This window comes from Streptomyces sp. WAC05374 (assembly GCF_004353505.1).
Classification (GTDB): Bacteria; Actinomycetota; Actinomycetes; order Streptomycetales; family Streptomycetaceae; genus Streptomyces.
In genome coordinates this window covers 16,690-35,309 of record NZ_SMNQ01000013.1, presented here as the reverse complement: position 1 = coordinate 35,309, position 18,620 = coordinate 16,690, and the positions used below count along the sequence as shown (strand labels likewise).

General features: G+C 71.1%; 17 protein-coding genes. All 17 read left to right on the top strand.

The window, feature by feature from the left end; all coding sequences use genetic code 11:
* Positions 1-29: 29 nt before the first annotated feature.
* The 17 genes from E2B92_RS22825 (at position 30) to E2B92_RS22745 (ending at position 18,603) form a co-directional block, all read left to right on the top strand.
* Entirely contained in the window at positions 30-542 is a 513-nt protein-coding gene (locus tag E2B92_RS22825; RefSeq protein ID WP_126883733.1) for a topology modulation protein, read from the top strand.
* A 31-nt stretch (positions 543-573) separates the two neighbouring features.
* The gene (locus tag E2B92_RS22820) at positions 574-1,419 is read left to right on the top strand and encodes a class I SAM-dependent methyltransferase (protein ID WP_126883734.1); all 846 of its coding nucleotides are present in this window, start codon (positions 574-576) and stop codon (positions 1,417-1,419) included.
* On the top strand, positions 1,416-2,177 hold the full coding sequence (locus E2B92_RS22815) for a phosphotransferase (protein ID WP_126883735.1): 762 nt from the start codon (positions 1,416-1,418) through the stop codon (positions 2,175-2,177). Before E2B92_RS22820 ends, E2B92_RS22815 begins: the two co-directional genes overlap by 4 nt.
* A complete protein-coding gene (locus E2B92_RS22810) occupies positions 2,174-2,830 on the top strand; it encodes a histidine phosphatase family protein (protein ID WP_126883736.1) in 657 nt (218 codons plus the stop codon). The genes E2B92_RS22815 and E2B92_RS22810 overlap by 4 nt, the downstream gene beginning before the upstream one ends.
* Complete coding sequence (locus tag E2B92_RS22805) at positions 2,827-3,663, top strand: phosphotransferase (RefSeq protein WP_126883737.1); 837 nt, start codon at positions 2,827-2,829, stop codon at positions 3,661-3,663. Before E2B92_RS22810 ends, E2B92_RS22805 begins: the two co-directional genes overlap by 4 nt.
* Before the next feature lie 31 nt (positions 3,664-3,694).
* Entirely contained in the window at positions 3,695-4,696 is a 1,002-nt protein-coding gene (locus tag E2B92_RS22800) for an NAD-dependent epimerase/dehydratase family protein (RefSeq protein ID WP_235023931.1), read from the top strand.
* Positions 4,697-4,720: 24 nt separating this feature from the next.
* On the top strand, positions 4,721-5,842 hold the full coding sequence (locus E2B92_RS22795) for an adenosylhomocysteinase (RefSeq protein ID WP_126883738.1): 1,122 nt from the start codon (positions 4,721-4,723) through the stop codon (positions 5,840-5,842).
* A 4-nt stretch (positions 5,843-5,846) separates the two neighbouring features.
* Positions 5,847-6,413, top strand: a complete 567-nt coding sequence (locus tag E2B92_RS22790; protein ID WP_126883739.1) for an NUDIX hydrolase — start codon at positions 5,847-5,849, stop codon at positions 6,411-6,413.
* A 21-nt stretch (positions 6,414-6,434) separates the two neighbouring features.
* Positions 6,435-7,205 carry a 3-deoxy-manno-octulosonate cytidylyltransferase gene (locus E2B92_RS22785; protein ID WP_126883740.1) on the top strand — a complete coding sequence of 257 codons (771 nt, stop codon included), beginning with the start codon at positions 6,435-6,437 and terminating at the stop codon, positions 7,203-7,205.
* A 507-nt stretch (positions 7,206-7,712) separates the two neighbouring features.
* Positions 7,713-9,713 (top strand): ABC transporter ATP-binding protein, encoded by a 2,001-nt coding sequence (locus tag E2B92_RS22780; protein WP_126883741.1) that lies wholly within the window; start codon positions 7,713-7,715, stop codon positions 9,711-9,713.
* On the top strand, positions 9,710-11,107 hold the full coding sequence (locus E2B92_RS22775; RefSeq protein ID WP_126883742.1) for an MFS transporter: 1,398 nt from the start codon (positions 9,710-9,712) through the stop codon (positions 11,105-11,107). Before E2B92_RS22780 ends, E2B92_RS22775 begins: the two co-directional genes overlap by 4 nt.
* Positions 11,104-12,441, top strand: coding sequence for a protein-L-isoaspartate O-methyltransferase (locus E2B92_RS22770; RefSeq protein WP_235023930.1), 1,338 nt, complete (start codon positions 11,104-11,106; stop codon positions 12,439-12,441). The genes E2B92_RS22775 and E2B92_RS22770 overlap by 4 nt, the downstream gene beginning before the upstream one ends.
* Positions 12,431-13,345, top strand: coding sequence for an NUDIX hydrolase (locus tag E2B92_RS22765; RefSeq protein WP_126883743.1), 915 nt, complete (start codon positions 12,431-12,433; stop codon positions 13,343-13,345). The genes E2B92_RS22770 and E2B92_RS22765 overlap by 11 nt, the downstream gene beginning before the upstream one ends.
* A complete protein-coding gene (locus tag E2B92_RS22760; protein ID WP_312846031.1) occupies positions 13,342-14,220 on the top strand; it encodes a class I SAM-dependent methyltransferase in 879 nt (292 codons plus the stop codon). The genes E2B92_RS22765 and E2B92_RS22760 overlap by 4 nt, the downstream gene beginning before the upstream one ends.
* Positions 14,217-15,599: a phosphotransferase gene (locus E2B92_RS22755; RefSeq protein WP_126883744.1), complete on the top strand. Its 1,383-nt coding sequence runs from the start codon at positions 14,217-14,219 to the stop codon at positions 15,597-15,599. The genes E2B92_RS22760 and E2B92_RS22755 overlap by 4 nt, the downstream gene beginning before the upstream one ends.
* Positions 15,600-15,643: 44 nt before the next feature.
* Positions 15,644-18,019 (top strand): methyltransferase, FxLD system, encoded by a 2,376-nt coding sequence (gene fxlM, locus E2B92_RS22750; protein ID WP_126883745.1) that lies wholly within the window; start codon positions 15,644-15,646, stop codon positions 18,017-18,019.
* An 8-nt stretch (positions 18,020-18,027) separates the two neighbouring features.
* Positions 18,028-18,603, top strand: a complete 576-nt coding sequence (locus E2B92_RS22745) for an AAA family ATPase (protein WP_235023929.1) — start codon at positions 18,028-18,030, stop codon at positions 18,601-18,603.
* Positions 18,604-18,620 lie beyond the last annotated feature (17 nt).

Sequence of the window (18,620 nt, the reverse complement as noted above, 5' to 3'; positions counted from 1 at the left end):
GCGGCCGAGCACCTCTACGCTGGAGCATCATGAAGAAGGTCGTCATCGTCGGCTGCGGAGGCAGCGGCAAGTCGTACGTGGCTCGCGAGCTGGGCAGGATCCTCGACGCCCCGGTGACGCACCTGGACGCCGCGTTCTACGACGACGAGTGGAACGAGCTACCCATGGAGAAGTTCGCCGCGCTTCAGCGGGAGCTGGTCGCGCGGCCGGCGTGGGTGATCGACGGGAACTACAACTCGACGCTGCAGATCCGGCTCGAAGCCTGCGACACGGTGGTCCTGATGGACGTCTCGACCGTGGCGGCGCTGTACGGGATCTTCTCCCGGCAGATCCGGCACGGCGCCGGGCACAAGGGCAACGGGGTGCACAACCGCATCCACTGGGGCGTGATCAAGTACGTGGCGACGTACCGCCGCAAGATGCGCCCGCGCGTGATGGCCAAGATCGAGGAGTTCGCCTCGGGCCGTGCCGACGTGGTGTTGCTGTCCAACCGGCGGCAGACGCGCCGCTGGCTGCGGAAGGTCGCCGCAGAGCACAGTTGAGCGCTCCGCGCCCCCGAGGGGAGGGCGCGGCATGAGCGGCGCCAACCCCTTCCTGGACCCCGCGCGTCAGGAGGAGCTGTACGGGCACGCCTCTCGGCTCGCTGGCCGCTCCAACGCGCTGATGCGGGCGAAGACCACCGGGCGCCCCGTACCGGACACGATCGTCGGACTGGTGCGCGCCCACCACGAGCGGCCGGACCGTCTCGGCCTGGTCCTGGACCTTGGCTGCGGGCGCGGCACGAGCAGCCTGACCTTCGCCCAGGAGCTACGGCCCCGGCGCGTCGTCGGCCTCGACGCCGCGCCGGCCCTGATCGAGCATGCGCTCCAAAGGGCCCGGCGGATGCCCGGCCTCCCGGCGAGCTTCCTTCAAGGCGACTTCCACCATCTCCCAGTGGCCGCCGGCTCGTGCGATGTCGTCGTCGCCGCGTTCTGCCTGTACCACTCGCCGCGCCCGCAGACCGTGGTCGCGGAGATCGACCGGGCGCTCGCGCCCGGAGGGCTGGCCGTGCTCGTCACGAAGGGGCTCGACAGCTACCGGGAGATGGACCAGCTGATCGTTGCCGCCGGCCTCGATCCTCGGGCCGAGGAGCACGAGAGCCTGTACGTCTCGGCGCACAGCGGGAACCTCGCCGGGCTGGCCGCCGTGTCGCTCGATGTACTCGCCGTGGAGGACGAGGAGCACAGCTTCACCTTCGACGGCCACAACCACGTGGCCGAGTACCTGGCCACCAACCCCAAGTACGACCTAGCGCCCGGTCTGTACGGCAATCCGGGCGCGCTCGCGGCGACCCTGCACGAGTTCGTGCCGGACCGGCCACTCACCACCCAGTCCCTCGTCACCTTCGTCGTGGCCCGGTCACGGGGAGGCAGGCCATGACCGTCCTCCGGTTCACCAAGCACTACGAGACCCCCGGCAAGGTGGCCTCGGCAGCCCGTCACCACGCCTGGCTCGCCGAGCACGCACGGCCGCTGCGTCTGCCGGTGCTGACGGTAGTCGGGCCGACGAGCCTGACGTACGAGTGGATCGACGGCCGCCCGGCGCGGCCCGAGGACCTACTCACCCTGGCCGGGTTGCTGGGCGACGCCCACGGCGCCGCCTGGACCAGCGATCTGCGGCCGGCCGCGCTGAACACGCCGCACCGCTTCCAGGACGGCACCGTGTTCAGCGACTACCTCGGTCCCCGGCAGACCGCCCTGCGAAGAAGGCTGGAACAGGGCTACCTGCCGGATTGGGTCGCTCTCCAGGCGATGCTGGCGCTGCTGGAGAAGACCGCCGAGGGGCAGACCGCGTTCTATAAGGACAGCAACCCCCGGAACTTCATCATCACCGAGGCCGGCGACGTCTACACCGTCGACACCGACGATCTCACGCTCGCCCCGATGGCGTACGACCTGGCGAAACTGATCGCCACGTTGATCCTGACGTACGGGCCTCTGCCGACCGAGTCCGTCAACGCGAGCCTGCAGGCGTACAACGAGGCCGCCGGACGCCACGACGCCCGGCTCGGCGCCACGGATCGCGAGCGGCTCGACGACTTCCTCGCCCTGCATGCCGTCCTGACCGCCCCGTACGCCGGGCGCAACGGCTACCGCCACAGCGGGGCACCCCACCCCTGCCCGGGAGGTTCCGCATGATCACCACCGAACTCGTCTTCGTCCGCCACGGCGAGGCCCAGTGCAACGTCGACGGCTTGGTCGGAGGCCCGCGCACCTGCACCGGGCTGACCAACCGCGGATACGCGCAAGTCGAGCAGGTGGCACTGCGACTCGCCGCCGAGCACCGCGACGAGCCGTTCGACGTGCTGTACGCCGGACCGCGCATCCGCCTGCGCCAGACCGGCGAGATCATCAGCCAGGCCCTCAGGATCCCCCTGTCCGTGGACGACCGTCTCGACGGTCCCAGCCACGGCGCCGCCGACGGCCAGCCCTGGACCGAAGTGAAGACCGCCGCCGATGGTGGACCGCACGCCCACCCAGATAGACCCTGGGCTGCTGAATCCGATACCTGGAACGGCTACCTGGAGCGGGCCGGTCGCTTCCTGCGGGAACTCATCGACCAACACGAGGGCGAACGCGTCCTCTTCGCCGCGCACGGTGAGACCGTGATCGTCGCCCACACCATGCTCCTGGGCATCCCACTCGGTGCCTCGGCCGGATTCACGATCTCCCACGGCTCCATCAGCCGCTGGCAGCACCACCTCAACCGCCTCGGCCAAAGACGGTGGATGCTCAACCGGCACAACGACACCGCGCACCTGGCCGCCTTAGCGCAGGAGGCTGCCTCGTGATCACGCTGTCCGACGACCCGCGCCTGAACCTGGCCCGAGGCGCGCTCGGGTCGGTGCGGATCGTGCACGATCCGACGCTCCCGCCCCGCGTCCTGCGCGTGGTCGATGCCGAGGGCAACGAGTTCTTCGCCAAACACCACAGCGAACGCGACCGGTACATCCGGGAGCTGCACGCCTATCTGACCTGGGGGGCCAACCTGATCGGCCACGTCCCCCGTGTGGTGGGCCGGCAGGACAGGACGTGCACCCTGCTGCTCACCGCTGTTCCCGGGGTACGGGTGGACTCGGTCGCACCAGGGTCACCCGAGGAGGAGCAGGCTCACTATGAGGCCGGGCGCGTGCTGGGCAAGCTGCACCACGCCACCTCGGTAGCGCGTACCGGCGCTGTAGGCACGGAACTCGCTCAGCGGCTGCGCAACTGGACCGCCCGCGCAAACCGGGCGGGCCTCATCTCCGCGATCGAACGCGACCGTCTGAGCCACCACGCGGACGTCCTGACGAACACGCTCATGGACAGCGCTGTGTGTCACCTCGACTACCAGCCGCGGAACTGGATCCTCGGCGACGTTTTCGGGCTGTGCGACTTCGAGCACATGCGCCGCGACGCCCGCATCCGGGACTTCGCCCGGCTCGAGTTCCGCCGGTGGCAGGCCGCCCCCAACCTCCGCACGGCCTTCTTCGCCGGATACGGAAGGCCACCGAACGACACCGAACAGCGGCTGCTGGAGTCCTTCGGCGCCATCGAGGCCGTCACCGCCCTCGTCCGCGGACACGAGCAGGACGACCTCGCCCTCAGCACTCACGGCCGCACCGTTCTGGCCCGACTCCCCTGAACCACCCGCTCCTCGATCCCTGGAGACCTCCGTGTCAGAGTTCTCGTCCCACCTCACCACCGCCGTACCACGTCGGGCGGTGGTGACCGGCGCCGCCGGGTTCATCGGCTCGCACCTCGCGCACGCGCTCGTCGAGGCCGGCACTGTCGTCATCGGCGTCGACCGGCGCGACCCGGCCGCCGACCCCGCGGCCGCTGCCAACCTCGCCGTCCTGCACGGCCTCCCGGGCTACATGCACGTCACCGCGGACCTCCTCAGCTGCGCGATCGAGCCGCTGTTCGTCGACGCGAACGCCGTCTTCCACCTGGCGGGCATCCCCGGAGTACGCCCCTCCTGGGGGCCGAAGTTCAGCGAGTACGTCGCCTCCAACGTCCTGGCCACCCACCGCGTTATGGAAGCCGCCGCCCGGATGGGCGTCCCCCGGCTTGTGGTGGCCTCCTCCTCCAGCGTCTACGGCCCCACCGACGGCGGTCCGAGCGTCGAGACCGACCGGCCCCAGCCGGCCTCCCCGTACGCGGTCACAAAACTTGCCGAGGAGCAGCTCTGCCTCGCGCACGCGACGCAGGCCCAATGTCCCACCAGCGTCGTCGCCCTGCGGTACTTCACGGTCTACGGCCCCCGGCAGCGCCCCGACATGTTCACGCACCGCGCCCTCAAGGCCGCCCTGACCGGTCAGCCGCTGCGCCTTTACGGGGACGGTCACCAGCGCCGGGACTTCACGTACATCGACGACGCGGTCGCCGCGACCATCGCCGCGGCCACCATCCCGACGGCCAACGGGGTGATCAACGTGGGAGGCGGTTCGAGCGCTTCCCTGCTCGAAGTGATCAACATCGCGAACAGCCTCACCGGGCGCGAGATCCAGGTTCACCAGGAGAACCCGCGGAGCGGCGACGTCCTTACCACCCGCGCCAACCCGGGTCGTGCTCACGAGGTCCTGGGCTGGCAGCCCCAAGTGGGCCTCCCCAACGGCATGCGGGCTCAGATGCAGGCGCTGGCCGCCGAGTCCGCCGCGTACGGCCGCGCGGCATAACCAGCGGGATGAGGAGGAGTTGCAGTGGAGAGTCCTGAGAAGGCCCGGCTGGACGCCTTCTTCCAGCAAATCACGACACGGTTCCCCGCCAGCGATTCCGTCACCACACTGGTCATCACGCACCTCCTGTCCGAGCGGCCGGCGTTCCTCCGCGCGATGGCCGCGACGTCCACGGTCGCCGCCGTCCTGCCCAAGCCCAGGTCCGTCGACGAGCCGACGCTGGAGCAGGTCCGACGTGCCTTCACCGTCCATGACCTCAGCCGAGAGCTGTTCGCCGACTCGACCAGGGCATTGGAGTACCTGGAGGACACGGCCGGCGGCCGGAACGTCGTCCTGGTGGATATCGGTGGCTACTTCGCGCCCTGTCTCGACACCCTCGTGGAGAAATTCTCCGGCCGCGTCCTCGGCGTCGTCGAGGACACCGAGAACGGACACCAGAGGTACGCGGCGCTCGACCACCTGCCCTGTCCCGTCGTCTCGGTGGCCCGCTCCCCGCTGAAGGACTGCGAGGACCACCTCGTGGGCCGGTCCATCGTCTTCTCCACCGACGCCCTCGTACGTGCCCGCGGCGACATCCTGACCAGCAGAAACGCCTGCGTCATCGGCTTCGGCAAAGTCGGCCGGGCCATCGCCCAAACCCTGCGAGCTCAGGATCTGCGCGTCACCGTGCACGACACCGATCCGGTCAAGAATGTGCAGGCGCACTCCCAGGGCTTCCGTACAAGCACATCGACGGCCGAGGCACTCCAGGACGCGGAACTCGTCCTGTGCGCCACCGGCAACCTCGCACTCCGCCACGGCGACTTCGCCGCCCTGCGCAACGGGGCCTACCTCGCCTCGGTGACGTCCTCGGAGGACGAACTCGAACTCGGCAGCCTCCACGGCCTCTACCAGCGCACTTCGATCGGCGAACACCTGACGCGCTACGAGATCACCGGCCACTACTTCTACGTCCTCGCCGACGGCGGCGCCGTCAACTTCGTGCATGGGGCCGCCGTCGGCACCTACATCCATCTCGTCCAAGCCGAGATACTCGCCGCCACCGCGGCCCTCAGCCACGGCCGCTTCCAGCCCGGCCTGCACGACATGCCCGCACCCGATCGCCAGGCCATCGCCAGGACCTGGCTCGACTCCTTCAACAGGTGATCCCATGTCCCCGTCCCTCAACCACATCCGCGCCACCGCAGAGGCGTACCTCGACCGCTACCCGGACGAGCGAGACGTCCTAACAGCGCTCTTGGCCGCTCTCGACGGCGACGACGATCCGACCAGCCGCAAGACGTTCCCCACGCACGTCACGTGCAGCGCCATCGTGATCGACGTCGGCGACCGGGTGCTGCACATCCACCACAACGTGACGGGCAAGGCCCTCGCGCCCGGCGGCCACAACGAGCCGGGCGACCAGGACCTGCCCGGTGCCGCTCTACGTGAACTATTCGAGGAGACCGGTATCCCTCGTGACGCCGTCGTCCCCCTCCCGGGCTTCGAGACCGTGCCGCTGGACATCGACGTGCACGACATCGCCGCGAACGCCGCGAAGGGCGAGCCGGCCCACCAGCACGTGGACTTCCGCTGGGCCTTCGTCCTCCGGACCCAACACACCGTGACACTCCAGGCCGAAGAGGTCGGCGGTTACGAGTGGCGCTCCTTCGAGGATGCCGCATCGCCGACCGTCCGCGCCAAGCTGGCCCTCCTCCCTCGCCCCACCCGTTCCTGACACCCACAATGGGAGTACGCCGTGGCCGCCACCACCGCCGCACCGCCGAGCACCGCGCCCCGACGCCACATAGCCGTCATCCCCTGTCGCTGGGGAGCCTCCCGCTTTCCGGGGAAGCCCCTGGCACAGCTCGGGGACAAGCCGCTGCTGTGGCACGTCCACCAGCGCTGCCTGGAGGCGAAGCGCCTCGATGGCGTGGTAGTCGCCACCGACGACGAACGCATCGAGGCGGCGTGCCAGGAATTGGGCATCGAGTGCGTGCGCACCGGAGAACACCTCACCGGCACCGATCGCGTCGCAGAGTGCGCGGAGCGCCTGCCCGCCGGTGCGTACATCAACGTCCAAGGCGACGAGCCGTTCATCTCGCCCGTCGCGATCGACGCCGTTTCGGAAGCCCTGGAACACCTGGTGCCGGGAACGCTCGCGGTGAACGCATATACGGAGCTGGACGACGTCGGTGCCGTCCTGGACCACAACGTCGTCAAGGTCGTCGTCGACGCCGAGAGCAATGCCCTGTTGTTCTCACGGCAGCCTATCCCCTACCCGCGCGGGGACCGCCCGAAGTACCTGCGGCAGCTCGGACTCTATGGCTTCACCGGAACGGCCCTCAGCCTGTTCCGGCACCTCCCGCAGGGGCCGCTGGAGCGCACCGAAGGCGTGGAGATGCTGCGCTTCGTCGAACACGGCCACGGTGTACGGATGCTCCGCGTCATAGACGACGGTCTCGCGGTCGACACACCGGAGGACCTCGCGAGGGCCAGCATGCTCCTACACTCCCAGCCGGTCCGATGACTGGCCAGTCGCCGCTACTCCTTGAGCCCGCAGGAAGACGTTGCCGGTCCGTCACGGCAGCCCTGGGCGCGGGGCCTCGAAAACCCAAGCGTCACACGCGTACCCAACATCGGCGTGTCGGCCACCGGTCGATCGGTGGGCCTCCAGGCCGAACAAGGATCCGTGGGCCCTACATGCGACGTCGAGCGCTCCATCTCGGGGTTCAGGCAACGGCTCAAACACGCGTGTTCGATATCGGGTCCACCTCGTTGACCTCGATGTCGTCGTACAAGGCCCACAGATCAGGGATGGAGGACCGCAGTTGAGCACAGCAGGCACACGCGAGTTCAACCAGGACGGCAAATCTTCTCCTCCGCTGCCAGCGAGGATCCAGTGCACGCGGCAGTACTCCGCTAACTCCCTCGCTCCGGCCTCCCTCCGCAAGCGCTGCGCCCAGGTGCCGAAGGGGCCGCACCGCATCATCGGGATGTCCTGGCGTATCGACAGCCCGGATACGAGGTGGGCGGCATGAGCGAGCCCGCCGATGCAGCAACCAGCAGCGTTCCCGGGCCGCGGTCCGCCCCGCTCCCCCTGCCGCCGACGGCCGTGTCCGCCGGCCCGGAGGACGGCGACATGACCGATGCGATGGAAGAGGCGTACTGGTCCGTCCACGACGGCGCCGCCGCCAGCGCCACGGTGCGCCAGGTTCTGGCACGCCTGCCCAGGATCACCGCCCTCATCGGGCGACTCGCCTGGCAGGCGGACCGCGCCTCCACCGTCACGGCCGTCGTCTGCCAGCTCGCCTCGGCCGCGATGGCCGCCTTCGGGCTGATCGCCTCGGTCGGAGTCCTCCAGCACCTGTTCGCCCAGGGCCCCACGCCCGATCGCGTACGCGCGGCCATCCCCCAGATCCTCCTCGTCGCGGGTTTCCTCGCCGCCCGTGCCCTGCTGGAGGCCGCCGTCTCGCTGGCCCAGGCACGCGTCACCCCGAAGATCCGCACCGCGCTCGAGTGCGAGTTCCTGAGCCTCACCGCGCACGTACGACTCGAGGCCGTCGAGGACGCCGACTGGCACGACGAGGTGCACCGCGCCAACGACCGCGGCCTCTTCTACGCCCGGATGATCGTCGGACAGGTCGTCTCCCTGGCCTCCGCGGCCCTCGGCCTCATCGGCACGGCCGGCGTCCTGAGCATCCTCCACCCGGCCCTGCTCCCGCTGTTGCTGCTGTCCGTCCTGCCGGTGGGGGCTGCCGCAGTGCACAGCGCGCGGGCCCGCTTCCACTCCTTCAAACGCTGGAACGCGCTGCAACGCCGCGTCCGGGTCTTCTCCTGGCTGCTGCTCGACGTAGACGCGGCCGCGGAGCTGCGCTCCGACACGGCCCAGGACGCCCTGCTGGACGAGCACCGCCGCCTGACCGTCAAGATCGCCGAAGAGGACACCCGCCTGGGCGTGAACGCGGCCCTGATCAACCTCGCCGGCCGCGCGGTGGGCGGAGTCGGCACCGGCATCACCTACGCCGCGCTCGCCGCCATGCTGATCGCCGGGTGGCTCCCCCTCGCCGCAGGCGCCGGCGCGGTCCTGGCCATCCAGTCCGGACGGTCCTCCCTCACCCAGCTCATCGAGATCGCCCACCTCGTCTACGAGCACGCCCTGTGGGTTGACGACCTCCTCGCCGTCCAGGAGAGCAGCCGCCGTCTCCTTCCCCGGGCGGCCGAGGCACGGGCGCCGGAGAAGGTGCGCGAGATCACCGTCCAGGACGTCCACTTCACCTACCCCGGCAAGGACACCCCGGCGCTCGACGGCGTCTCCTTCACCCTCCGCGCCGGGGAGACGGTGGCGTTCGTCGGCCTCAACGGATCGGGGAAGTCGACCTGCGCCAAGGTGCTGGCCGGTCTGTACGAGCCGCAGAAGGGCAGCGTGACCTGGGACGGCATCGACGTACGGGAGATGGACGCCAAGTCGGTGCACCGGCAGGTCGCCTGTGTGCTGCAGGACCCGGTGCGGTTCCCCTTCAGCGCGCTGTCGAACATCACCGCCGGAACCGGCACACTCACCGAGGCCGAGCCCCAGCGGGCCATGGCCGCCGCGCGGGCCTCGGGGGCCGACGGGGTCATCGCCACTCTTCCCGCCCAGTGGAGGACGCTGCTGTCCAAGCGGTTCAAGGGCGGACAGCAGCTCTCCGGCGGTCAGTGGGCGAAGATCGCCGTCGCCCGGGGCCTGTACAAGGCGGCGCCGCTGCTGCTCCTGGACGAGCCGACGGCGAGCATGGACCCGCCGTCCGAGCACGCCGTGTACGAGGCCGTGCTGCGCGGCCGGCTGCGTACCGACCAGATCACGGTGCTGATCTCCCACCGGCTCGCCAGCGTCGTCGACTGCGACCGCATCCTCGTCTTCGACAGCGGCCGCATCGTCGAATCCGGGTCCCACGACGAGCTGATGCGCAGGGGCGGCGACTACGCCGCCATGTTCACCTTGCAGGCCAGCGGCTACCGGTCCAGCACCGCCACGGCCGAGGAGGCGGGCCGGTGAACCCCTCCGCCACCACTCCCCCGCTCACCGGGCCCGGTGGCCCCTCGTCCACGTCGTTGTGGCGACACCGCGACTTCCGGCGGTACCTGACCGGCCAGACCGCCGGCGTGGCCGGCAGCTCGATCAGCTCGATGGCGATCCCGGTGCTCGCCGTACTCGAGCTCGACGCGACGCCCGGCCAGGTGGCCTGGCTGGCGTTCTGGGGGCAACTGCCGCCCGCGCTGCTCGCTCTGCACGCCGGTGCGCTCGCCGACCGGCACTCCAAGCGACGGCAGATGATCACCGGTGACCTGGTCAGCGCTACAGCGCTGGCGACGGTACCGGTGGCCGTGGCCCTCGACGCACTGACCCTGGCGCAGCTCATGGTCGTCGCCGCGGTTCAGGGTGCCGCGGGCGTGGTCCACGACGCGGCGGCGATCAGCCTGCTGCCGACCCTGGTCGACCGGTCCCTGATCCAGCGGAGCAACAGCCGCATCGGGAGCCTGTTCGCGATCGCCGCGACCGGCGGCAGCAACCTCGGCGCCGCACTGACCGCGCTGCTCGGCCCGGCCCGCGCCCTGCTCGGAGACGTCGGCTCCTACCTCCTCAGCGCCTGGTGCACCGCCCGCATCCAGGCCCGCGAGACCACCCCGACGCGGACCGGGCGGCGCCGACTGCGGACGGAGATCGCCGAGGGCCTGCGATACGTGCGCGACGACCACCGGCTGAGCGTGCTCACCTGGGTCAACGCCACCACCTCCCTGGCACTGGCCGCGCTCAACACCCTGTGGGCGCTGTACCTGCTGCGGGTCCTGGAGATGAGCGCGACCGCCTTCGGCGTGGTCCTGGGGATCGGCGCCCTCGGCGCGGCCGCCGGGGCGCTGTCCGCGCCCGCCGTCGCGCGGCGGTTCGGACCCGGTCCGATGATGCTCGGCGCGCTCGCGCTCACCCCGCTCACCCAAGTCCCGCTGCTGCTGGCCTCCCCGGGCCTCGGTTGGGAGCTCGTCATCGGCGCCGCCCTGTTCCTCCAACTGGCCTGCGCGGGGGCGGCGGGCACCACTCAGCGGTCGATCCGCCAGATCATCACCGAGGACAGCATGCAGGCCCGGATGCAGGCCGTGAGCACCTGGCTGACCTCTGCCGCCCGGCCGTTGGGCGCGTTGCTCGCCGGTGGGCTCGGCACGTGGGCCGGAGTACGCCCCGCGCTGGTCACCGGAGCCTGCCTGCTCGTCGTACCGCTTGTGGTCCTGGCCCGTTCCCCGCTGCGCGCCCTGCGACAGATGCCGGCCCCTCCGCCGGCACCGGAGAGCACGGGCCACACCACGGGTCAACCGCCTGCCGCAGCCGGGCCGACTGTGCCCGCGCCGGGGTCCGCCTCCGCCGCGGAGGGATCGATGGACGGAGGTATGCCGTGACGCAGCCCATCACCGGCGGTACGGAAGCGGGGCCGACCGCCAGCGCGCTCTCCGAACCGTGCACAGCAACGCCTTCCGCCGCCGCGCCGGATCCACAGGTCGCGGCCGCACGGGCGGAGATGGTCGCCAGCCTCGAAGAGGCCGGTGACCTTCGCCCCGGGCCCGTGCGCGATGCGCTCCTTGCCCTGCCGCGCGAGACGTTGATGCCGCAGCGGTACGTACGGCGCAGCGTCCCCGACGAGCCTCCGCGCTGGGAGCTGCTGGACTGGGAGCGGCCCGACGACCGGGAGGAGTTGCTGGGTCTTCTCCACAGCGGGGACAGCGTGTCCATCCAGCACGAGGGCGAGCCGATCCTCGGCCGGGCCGCTGGCGCCCGGTCCGGGGGCTCCATGACGGCGATGTCGAGCACGATGGGCATGACCGCCGACCTGCTTCAGCGCCTGGGCCTGCGCCGAGGGCAGCGGGTGCTGGACGTCGGCACCGGTGCCGGCGTGACCGCCGCCGTGGCCAGTTTCATCTGCGGCTACACCGGCGTCGTCACCCTCGATATCGACCGGCACGTCAGCGAGGCCGCCCGCGCGCGTCTGATGGCCTTGGGGTACCGGCCTGCTGTGGTGACCGGGGATGGTCTGGCTGGCTGGCCCGAGTTGGGCCCGTACGACCGGATCTTCGTGTCCTTCGCCGTGCCCCGGGTTCCGCCGGCCCTGGTTGCCCAAGTCGCGCCAGGCGGGCGTGCGCTGCTGACGCTGGGCACCTCCTCCCCGTCCTGGCCGGGCCTGGTCGTGATCACCAGGACCTCGACCGGCGTTGTAGAGGCTGAGCTGGTCGCGGTGGAGTTCGGGCACCGCGGCGGCGCCGGTTTCGACCGGCTGTTCCTGTCCGCCGCCTTCCGCAAGAAGATCGCCCTCTCCGAGGGCGGCCGGACTCGGCGCAGTCGGTTGGAGCCCCCGGCGGACACCAACCGAGGCATGTGGCTGGCTCTGGACCACCTCCACCCCGGGCTGGTCCGCGACTTCAGCGCGGACGACCTGACGATCGGCGCGCCGCGGTGCGGTTCCTGGATGCGGGCACGCCGCGTCGGCCATCGGCGCTGGGAGGTCACCGCCGTGGGGCCACGCGACATCTGGGCGAAGATCCACGACGTCGCTGACCGCTGGCGCGCGGCCGGCTCACCGCACACCTACCGGCTTCAGATCGACGCCGACGGCGCCCAGCGGGTGACCAGCCGCTGCGGCGCCCTGTCCTGGACGCTGACCGACGTCTCGCACCCCGATGCGGAGGCGGCAGGCGAGCCTGACCCGCACTCCGAGAAAGGCGACAGCCATGCACGTTGATCCCGCAACGGCTACCAGCACCGCCATCATCCTCACCAACAGCCACGGGCAGTACCTGCTGCACTTGCGGGACGCGCACAAGCCGATCTGCGATCCGGGCACGTGGTCACTGATCGGAGGAGGGCCCGAAGGTCAGGAGACTCCGAACGAAGCGATCGTCCGCGAGCTGCGCGAGGAGGCCGGCCTCGTCATCCCCGACCTGAAACTCTTCACCACGGTGAGCGCCTCGGGGCCCCACGTCACCGAGGGTCGGATCCAGGTCTACGAGGGCCGTTGGGACGGCGACGCCGACCGGCTGCCGGTCACCGAAGGCATCATGTTCCGCTGGTTCGACGTGGACACCATGGTCCACCTCTCCATGTGCCCCTGGGCGTACGAGGCGATCCTCGCCCACCACGCTGGGAACGCCTCCTGCGAGATCGCGCCGGTACCCGCACAGCGCCCCGTGGCATCGCGGGGCGGTGCGCGTGCCGTGAAGAATGTGATCGGTGCCCACCTCTACCTGGAGCGCGACGGACGCACCCTGCTGGGACTGCGGCATCCCGACGCCGCGTACGCCGCCGATCACTGGCACGCGCTCGCCGGACACGTCGAGCGGGAATCGGTCCGGTCGTGCCTGGTCCGGGAGGCGGCCGAGGAGGCCGGGCTCGTCATCAGGCCCGCAGACTTGGACCTGGTGCACACGGTCCACCTTCTCGACCACGCCGGTGCCCAGCCGCGCATCGGGCTCTTCTTCCGGGCGACGGCGTGGCGCGGAGAGCCGGAGGTGCGCGAACCGGACCGGTGCGTCCGCTGGGAGTGGTGGCCGCTCGACGGCCTGCCGAGGCCGATGGTGCCCTACACCCGCGCGGCCATCGACGCTATCCGCGCCGGCTGCTCCTACTCCGAGATGGGGTGGGCGTGAACAACGAACCGCTGCCAGTGCCTGACCGGCGCGAGGAACCCTCCGCCGGCCCGGAGCACTCGGGCGAGGCGCTGTTCGGGACGGCGGCGGGCGAGTACGCCCGCTACCGGCCGGGCGTGCCGGACGGAGCCGTACGCCTCCTCGCCGCGACCTTGCACGGGGTGCCGGCGCCCGTCCTGCTGGACCTTGGGACCGGCACCGGTCAGGTCCCCCGCGCGCTGCTGCCTGTCGTCCCGCGCATGGCGCACGTAGACCTGGTCGACGTCAATCAGCAGATGCTCACGCAGGCGATGGCCGAGCTCGAACCGCTCCTCGGAGCGTGCACGGTCTCCGCGTACGCCGGCGAGGCGCACACTTTCGCCCCTCGGATTCTGGGCCAACGCCCTGATCTGGTCACCTGCTGCCGGGCGTTTCACTGGATGGACCGCACCGCCGTCTTGAAAATGGCGGACCGAGTGGCCGCCCCGCATGCCGCCGTTGCCGTCATGGGTGACGGGAGCCTGTGGACCCATGGCGCCGACTGGACCGTCGCGTTGCGCGCGCTGATCCAGAACTACCTCGGCGAGGGACGGCGCGCGGGCACCCGCGGGACCTATACCGAGCCCGGCCGCTCCTACGAGGACGACCTGGCCGCCTCGGCGTTCAGCGACGTGAGCGAACACCGCTTTCCCCTCACCCGCGCCTGGACCCCCGAGTCGGTCATCGGATACCTCCGCAGCACCAGCTTTGCCCGGCCTGCCCTCTTCGCCGACCGGCACCAGGCATTTGAGGCCGAGGCACGCAGGCTTCTCGACGCACACGCCCGCAGCGGGACGCTGCGCGAGGAAGCGGTGTTCACGGTGCTGCTGGCCCGCCGGCCCGGGACCGCGTCATGAGCGGCGGCGAGCAGCGGCACCGGGAGCCGGTCGACGTCCACCTGCTCCTGCGCCGCGACGGCGCCGCCGGCCCCGAGATCCTGCTGTCCCGCCGCGCCGGGCAGGTCTACGCCTCGGGCCTGTGGCACCTCCCCTCCGGGCACCTGGACGGCCCGCACGAGGACGTCGTCGACGCGCTGATCCGTGAGGCGCGCGAGGAGACCGGCGTCGTCATCGACCCGGCGGAGGTGCGCTTCGCGGTGACCGTCCATCACCGAAGCCCCGGCGGCGGGGTCCGGACCGGGGTGTTCTTCGAGGTCCGCACCTGGCAGGGCATGCCCACCGTCCGGGAGCCGGCCGTCTGCGACGCGATGGACTGGTTCGGTCTCGACGCGCTGCCGGAGCCGATGGTCGCGTACTGCCGTGCCGGACTGGACACCTACCGGGACGGCCAGGCGATGGCCGTGCACTTCCAGCAGCCCGGCGATCCGATCGCCTACGACCCCGACCTCGACCGGCGCCGGCCCGTCCCCGCCGCCGGTACGGCCGGGCCGGGTGCCCGGCTGCGGGAGTTCACCGAGCGTGCCGTCGGTCGCATCGCCGACTGGAGGGACGTGTCCTGGGCGCGGGAGGGCAGCCAGGTGTGGCGTGCTGTCGGCGCCGAGGATGGGGTGTGGTTCGTCAAGGTCCACCAGAACGATCGCTTCCACCAGAGGGAGGTGTCCGCGTACCGCACCTGGGTCCCCGGCCTGGGCGTGGCCGCGCCCCGCCTGGTGGCCGCCGACGAGGCGCTGAGGGCCATCGTCATCACCGCGGTACCGGGCCGCTCCCTGCACGGCGCCGTCCACCCACCGGCAGAACAGCGGCGGATCTTCCACCGCATCGGCCGGCTCGCGGCAGCCATCCACCACAGCGCACCTGCCCGGCCGGCAACCGGCGACACCTTGCCCCTGGGGAAGTGGGAGCGTCACCTCGACGCCGCTCGCCCTCACCTCGCCCCCGGAGACGAGGAGTTCATCCGGGCGATGGTGGTGAAAGCCGCGGGGCTGCCTCCCCTGGAGGCGGGGCCCACGCATGGCGACTTCCAACTGCGCAATCTGCGCTGGGACGAGGCCAGCGGAAGCCTTTACGTCATCGACTTCGAGCGCAGCGAAGACGGCCCGGCTGTACGGGACTTCGTGCGCCTGTCCGACGCCTGGGCGGGCCGGCCGGACCTTTACGAGGCCGTGATGGACGGCTACGGCCGCCCGTTCACCCCGGCCGAGGGGGAGCACCTGGCCGTCCTGGACGCCCTGGACGCCCTCTCCGGCATCCAGTACGGCGCCGCCCACGGCGATCCGGAGCTCGTCGAACGCGGCCACCGCACCCTGGCACGCCTCCGCGCCACAAGCCACCCGTGAACACCGCCTTATCCACCGCACCCGACCAGTTGAGGAGCAACACCGTGGGGTACACCGCTCGCGAGGAGTGGCAGCAGCACTACGCCGACGGGAAGAACTTCCGGCAGCTCGGTGACGCCGAGCGGGCTGTGTTCGCCGAGCACACGCCCGTCCCCGAAGGCGGCGGGCGGGCGCTCGACGTGGGATGCGGCACCGGCGAACTGGCCGCCTACCTCGCGTCTGTCGGCTACGCGGTGGACGCCGTCGACTTCGTCGGCAGCGCGATCGCCCGGGCCCGCGAGGAACACCCGGAAGTGGAGGGAGTGCGCTGGCTACAGCTGGACATCGAGAACGACGACCCGGCAGAGCTGCACCAGGAGGGATATGACCTGATCAGCCTGCGCCTGATGTATCCCTTCCTGCGCGACCGCAGCCGCGTCCTGCACGCCCTCGGCGAGCGGCTGCGACCCGGCGGCGCGCTCGTGGTCATCACTCCGGTGGCCGAGCACACCCCCGAGGAGCGGCGTGACATCGCCCTCGACGAGGACGAGATCGGCCTGCTCACCGCCGGATGGAAGCAGGTCGTACGGCTGGAAGCGGACGAGCTCGCCGTCCTTGTTTTGCGCGGCTCCTGCCACAGGGACACCGCCGCGGTCGAGAGGCGGCAACCACCCACTGGTCACGCCGTGACTGGAGCCCTCGCGATCGTCACCGATGCGGCTGGGCGGGTCCTACTCGGCCGCTCGCGTCGGGGCATGTGGGAGCTGCCCGGCGGCAAGACCTCCGGACCGGAGGACTTCGCCGCGGCGGCGGTCCGCGAACTCGGTGAGGAGACCGGCCTGACGGCTTTGGCCTCGGACGCGTATGTGGTCACGATGCTCGTCGACGACAGCCACGGCGTGCCCCGGCTCACGGCCGTTGTCCGTATCACCGCCTGGTCGGGAACCCCCACCAACCAAGAGCCGAAGTTGTTCGACCGATGGGAGTGGCATGACCTGCACGCCCTGTCTTGCGTCGGCGATGTCTTCACCCCTGCCGCGCAGGCCCTGGACGCCATCTGGCCCGGGGTCATCCCCGACCTGCCGCCCGTCCACGCCTACCCTCTCGCCGTCGACCAGCCGCCTGTGCCCGGCGAGTCGGCCGAAGCCGCCCGGCTGCGCCACGAGATGGCCGAGACGGTCATCGCCGGCGGCTGGGCCCCCTCCGAACAGGTTCAAGAGGCGCTGCGGACCGTGCCCCGACACCGCTTCGCCCCGGAAGCGAACCTCGCCACCACGTACGACGGCGGCGACCGGGCCGTGATCACCCGGCGCGACGAGACCGGAGCGGCGATCAGCTCGGTGTCCGCGGCCTGGCTCCAGGCCGACATGATCGAAAGCCTGCACCTTCAACCGGCCGCGATCGTGTTCGAGGCGGGATCCGGCGGCTACAACGCCGAGTTGATCGCCCACGTCACCGCACCCGACGGTCGTGTGGTCACGGTCGACATCGACCCGTGGGTCGTGCGCCGCACCCACCGGTTCCTCACGGAGGCCGGCAGCGGACGCGTCACCGTGATCGAGGCCGACGCCGCCCTCGGCGCACCGGCCCACCTCGTGCCGCGCGGCGGCTTCGACGGCAGCGTGATCACCTACAGCTGCTGGGACATCGCCCCGGCCTGGCGGGACCAGTTGGCTCAGGGCGGACGCCTCGTGCTGCCGCTGGAGATCGGCGGCTACACGCGGGCGGTCACCTTCGAGCGGCGCGGGCAGGTGCTGGAGGCCCGGCACTTCACGCACTGCGGATTCGTCCGTGACCAGGGAAAGCAGGGCCGCACCGTTCCGGTCGTCTCCCTTCTCGACGGCTCCCTGACGCTCCGCTTTGAGCACGGCACCGCCGCCGAGACGGCGGACCTGGAGGAGGCGCTGCGCGGGCCGCGGCACGAGGTCGCCACGGGGGTGACCATGCGCGGCAGGTTCTACTTCGGCTCGCTCCAGCTCTACGCGGCCACCACCCTCAAGGGGTTCTGCCGCCTGGCCTCGCACGAGGAACCGGAGGCGGGAGTCACGCAGATCGCGAAGGGCAGCGACGCCCCGGCGATCGTGGGCGGCGCGTCGCTCGCCTACCTGCTCCACGTCAAGACGCGGCACGGCCAGAGCCCTAGCGAGTGGGAATCGGAGTGGGTGGTCCACGCCTTCGGCGAGCAGGGCCCCCAACTCGCCGAGCGGATCGCGGACATGGTGCGGGCCTGGGACCGTGACGTGCGCACCGAGGACGGCAACGGCGCCGACCCGGCCCTGACCGTCCACCCCGTCGGAACCCCCGACCATCTGCTGCCCGCCGGCGACGTCCTGGACAAGGCGTTCTCCCGGCTGGTGTTCCGGTGGCCGGGCCGGAACGGACACCTCCCGGCCCCCGCGCGGCCCACCGACGCGATCGCCGCGACCACGGGACAGGCATGATCGTCTGGTTGAACGGTCCGTTCGGCGGCGGGAAGACCACCCTCGCCGCCGGGCTGCGCCGCGCTCTGCCGGGCGCTGTGGTCGCTGACCCGGAGGCCGTCGGCGACCTGCTGCGCAGCACACTCGCCGGCCACACCCTGCACCCCCGGGACTACCAGGATCTTCCCCTGTGGCGGCAGATGGCCGGCGTCTTCGTCGCCGGCCTTGTTCGGCACACGGGCGGCCCCGTCATCGTGCCGATGACGGTCCTCAACCCGGGGTACGCCGAGGAGCTCTTCACCCCGCTTCGAGAGGCCGGCGGTTTCCACCACCTCGTCGTGCACACCGCCCCGGCAGCACTCCAGGAGCGGATCACGGCCGGCTGGGAGTTCCCCGGTGACGCCGCGCGCAGCGAAGCCGTACGTGCCTACCGCCGTCGGCGCGTCCCCGACTACCAGCAGGCCGCCACCGACTGGCTGCACGCCGACGGCCACGTCATCGACACCAGCGCTCTCACACCCGAGCGCACCGTTCAAGCGGCCTTGGCCCAGCTGCACCTCACGGCCCCCGCACGGCCCCGACCAGCGGAGACACCAGAAGCATGATCTTCACCATCCACGCC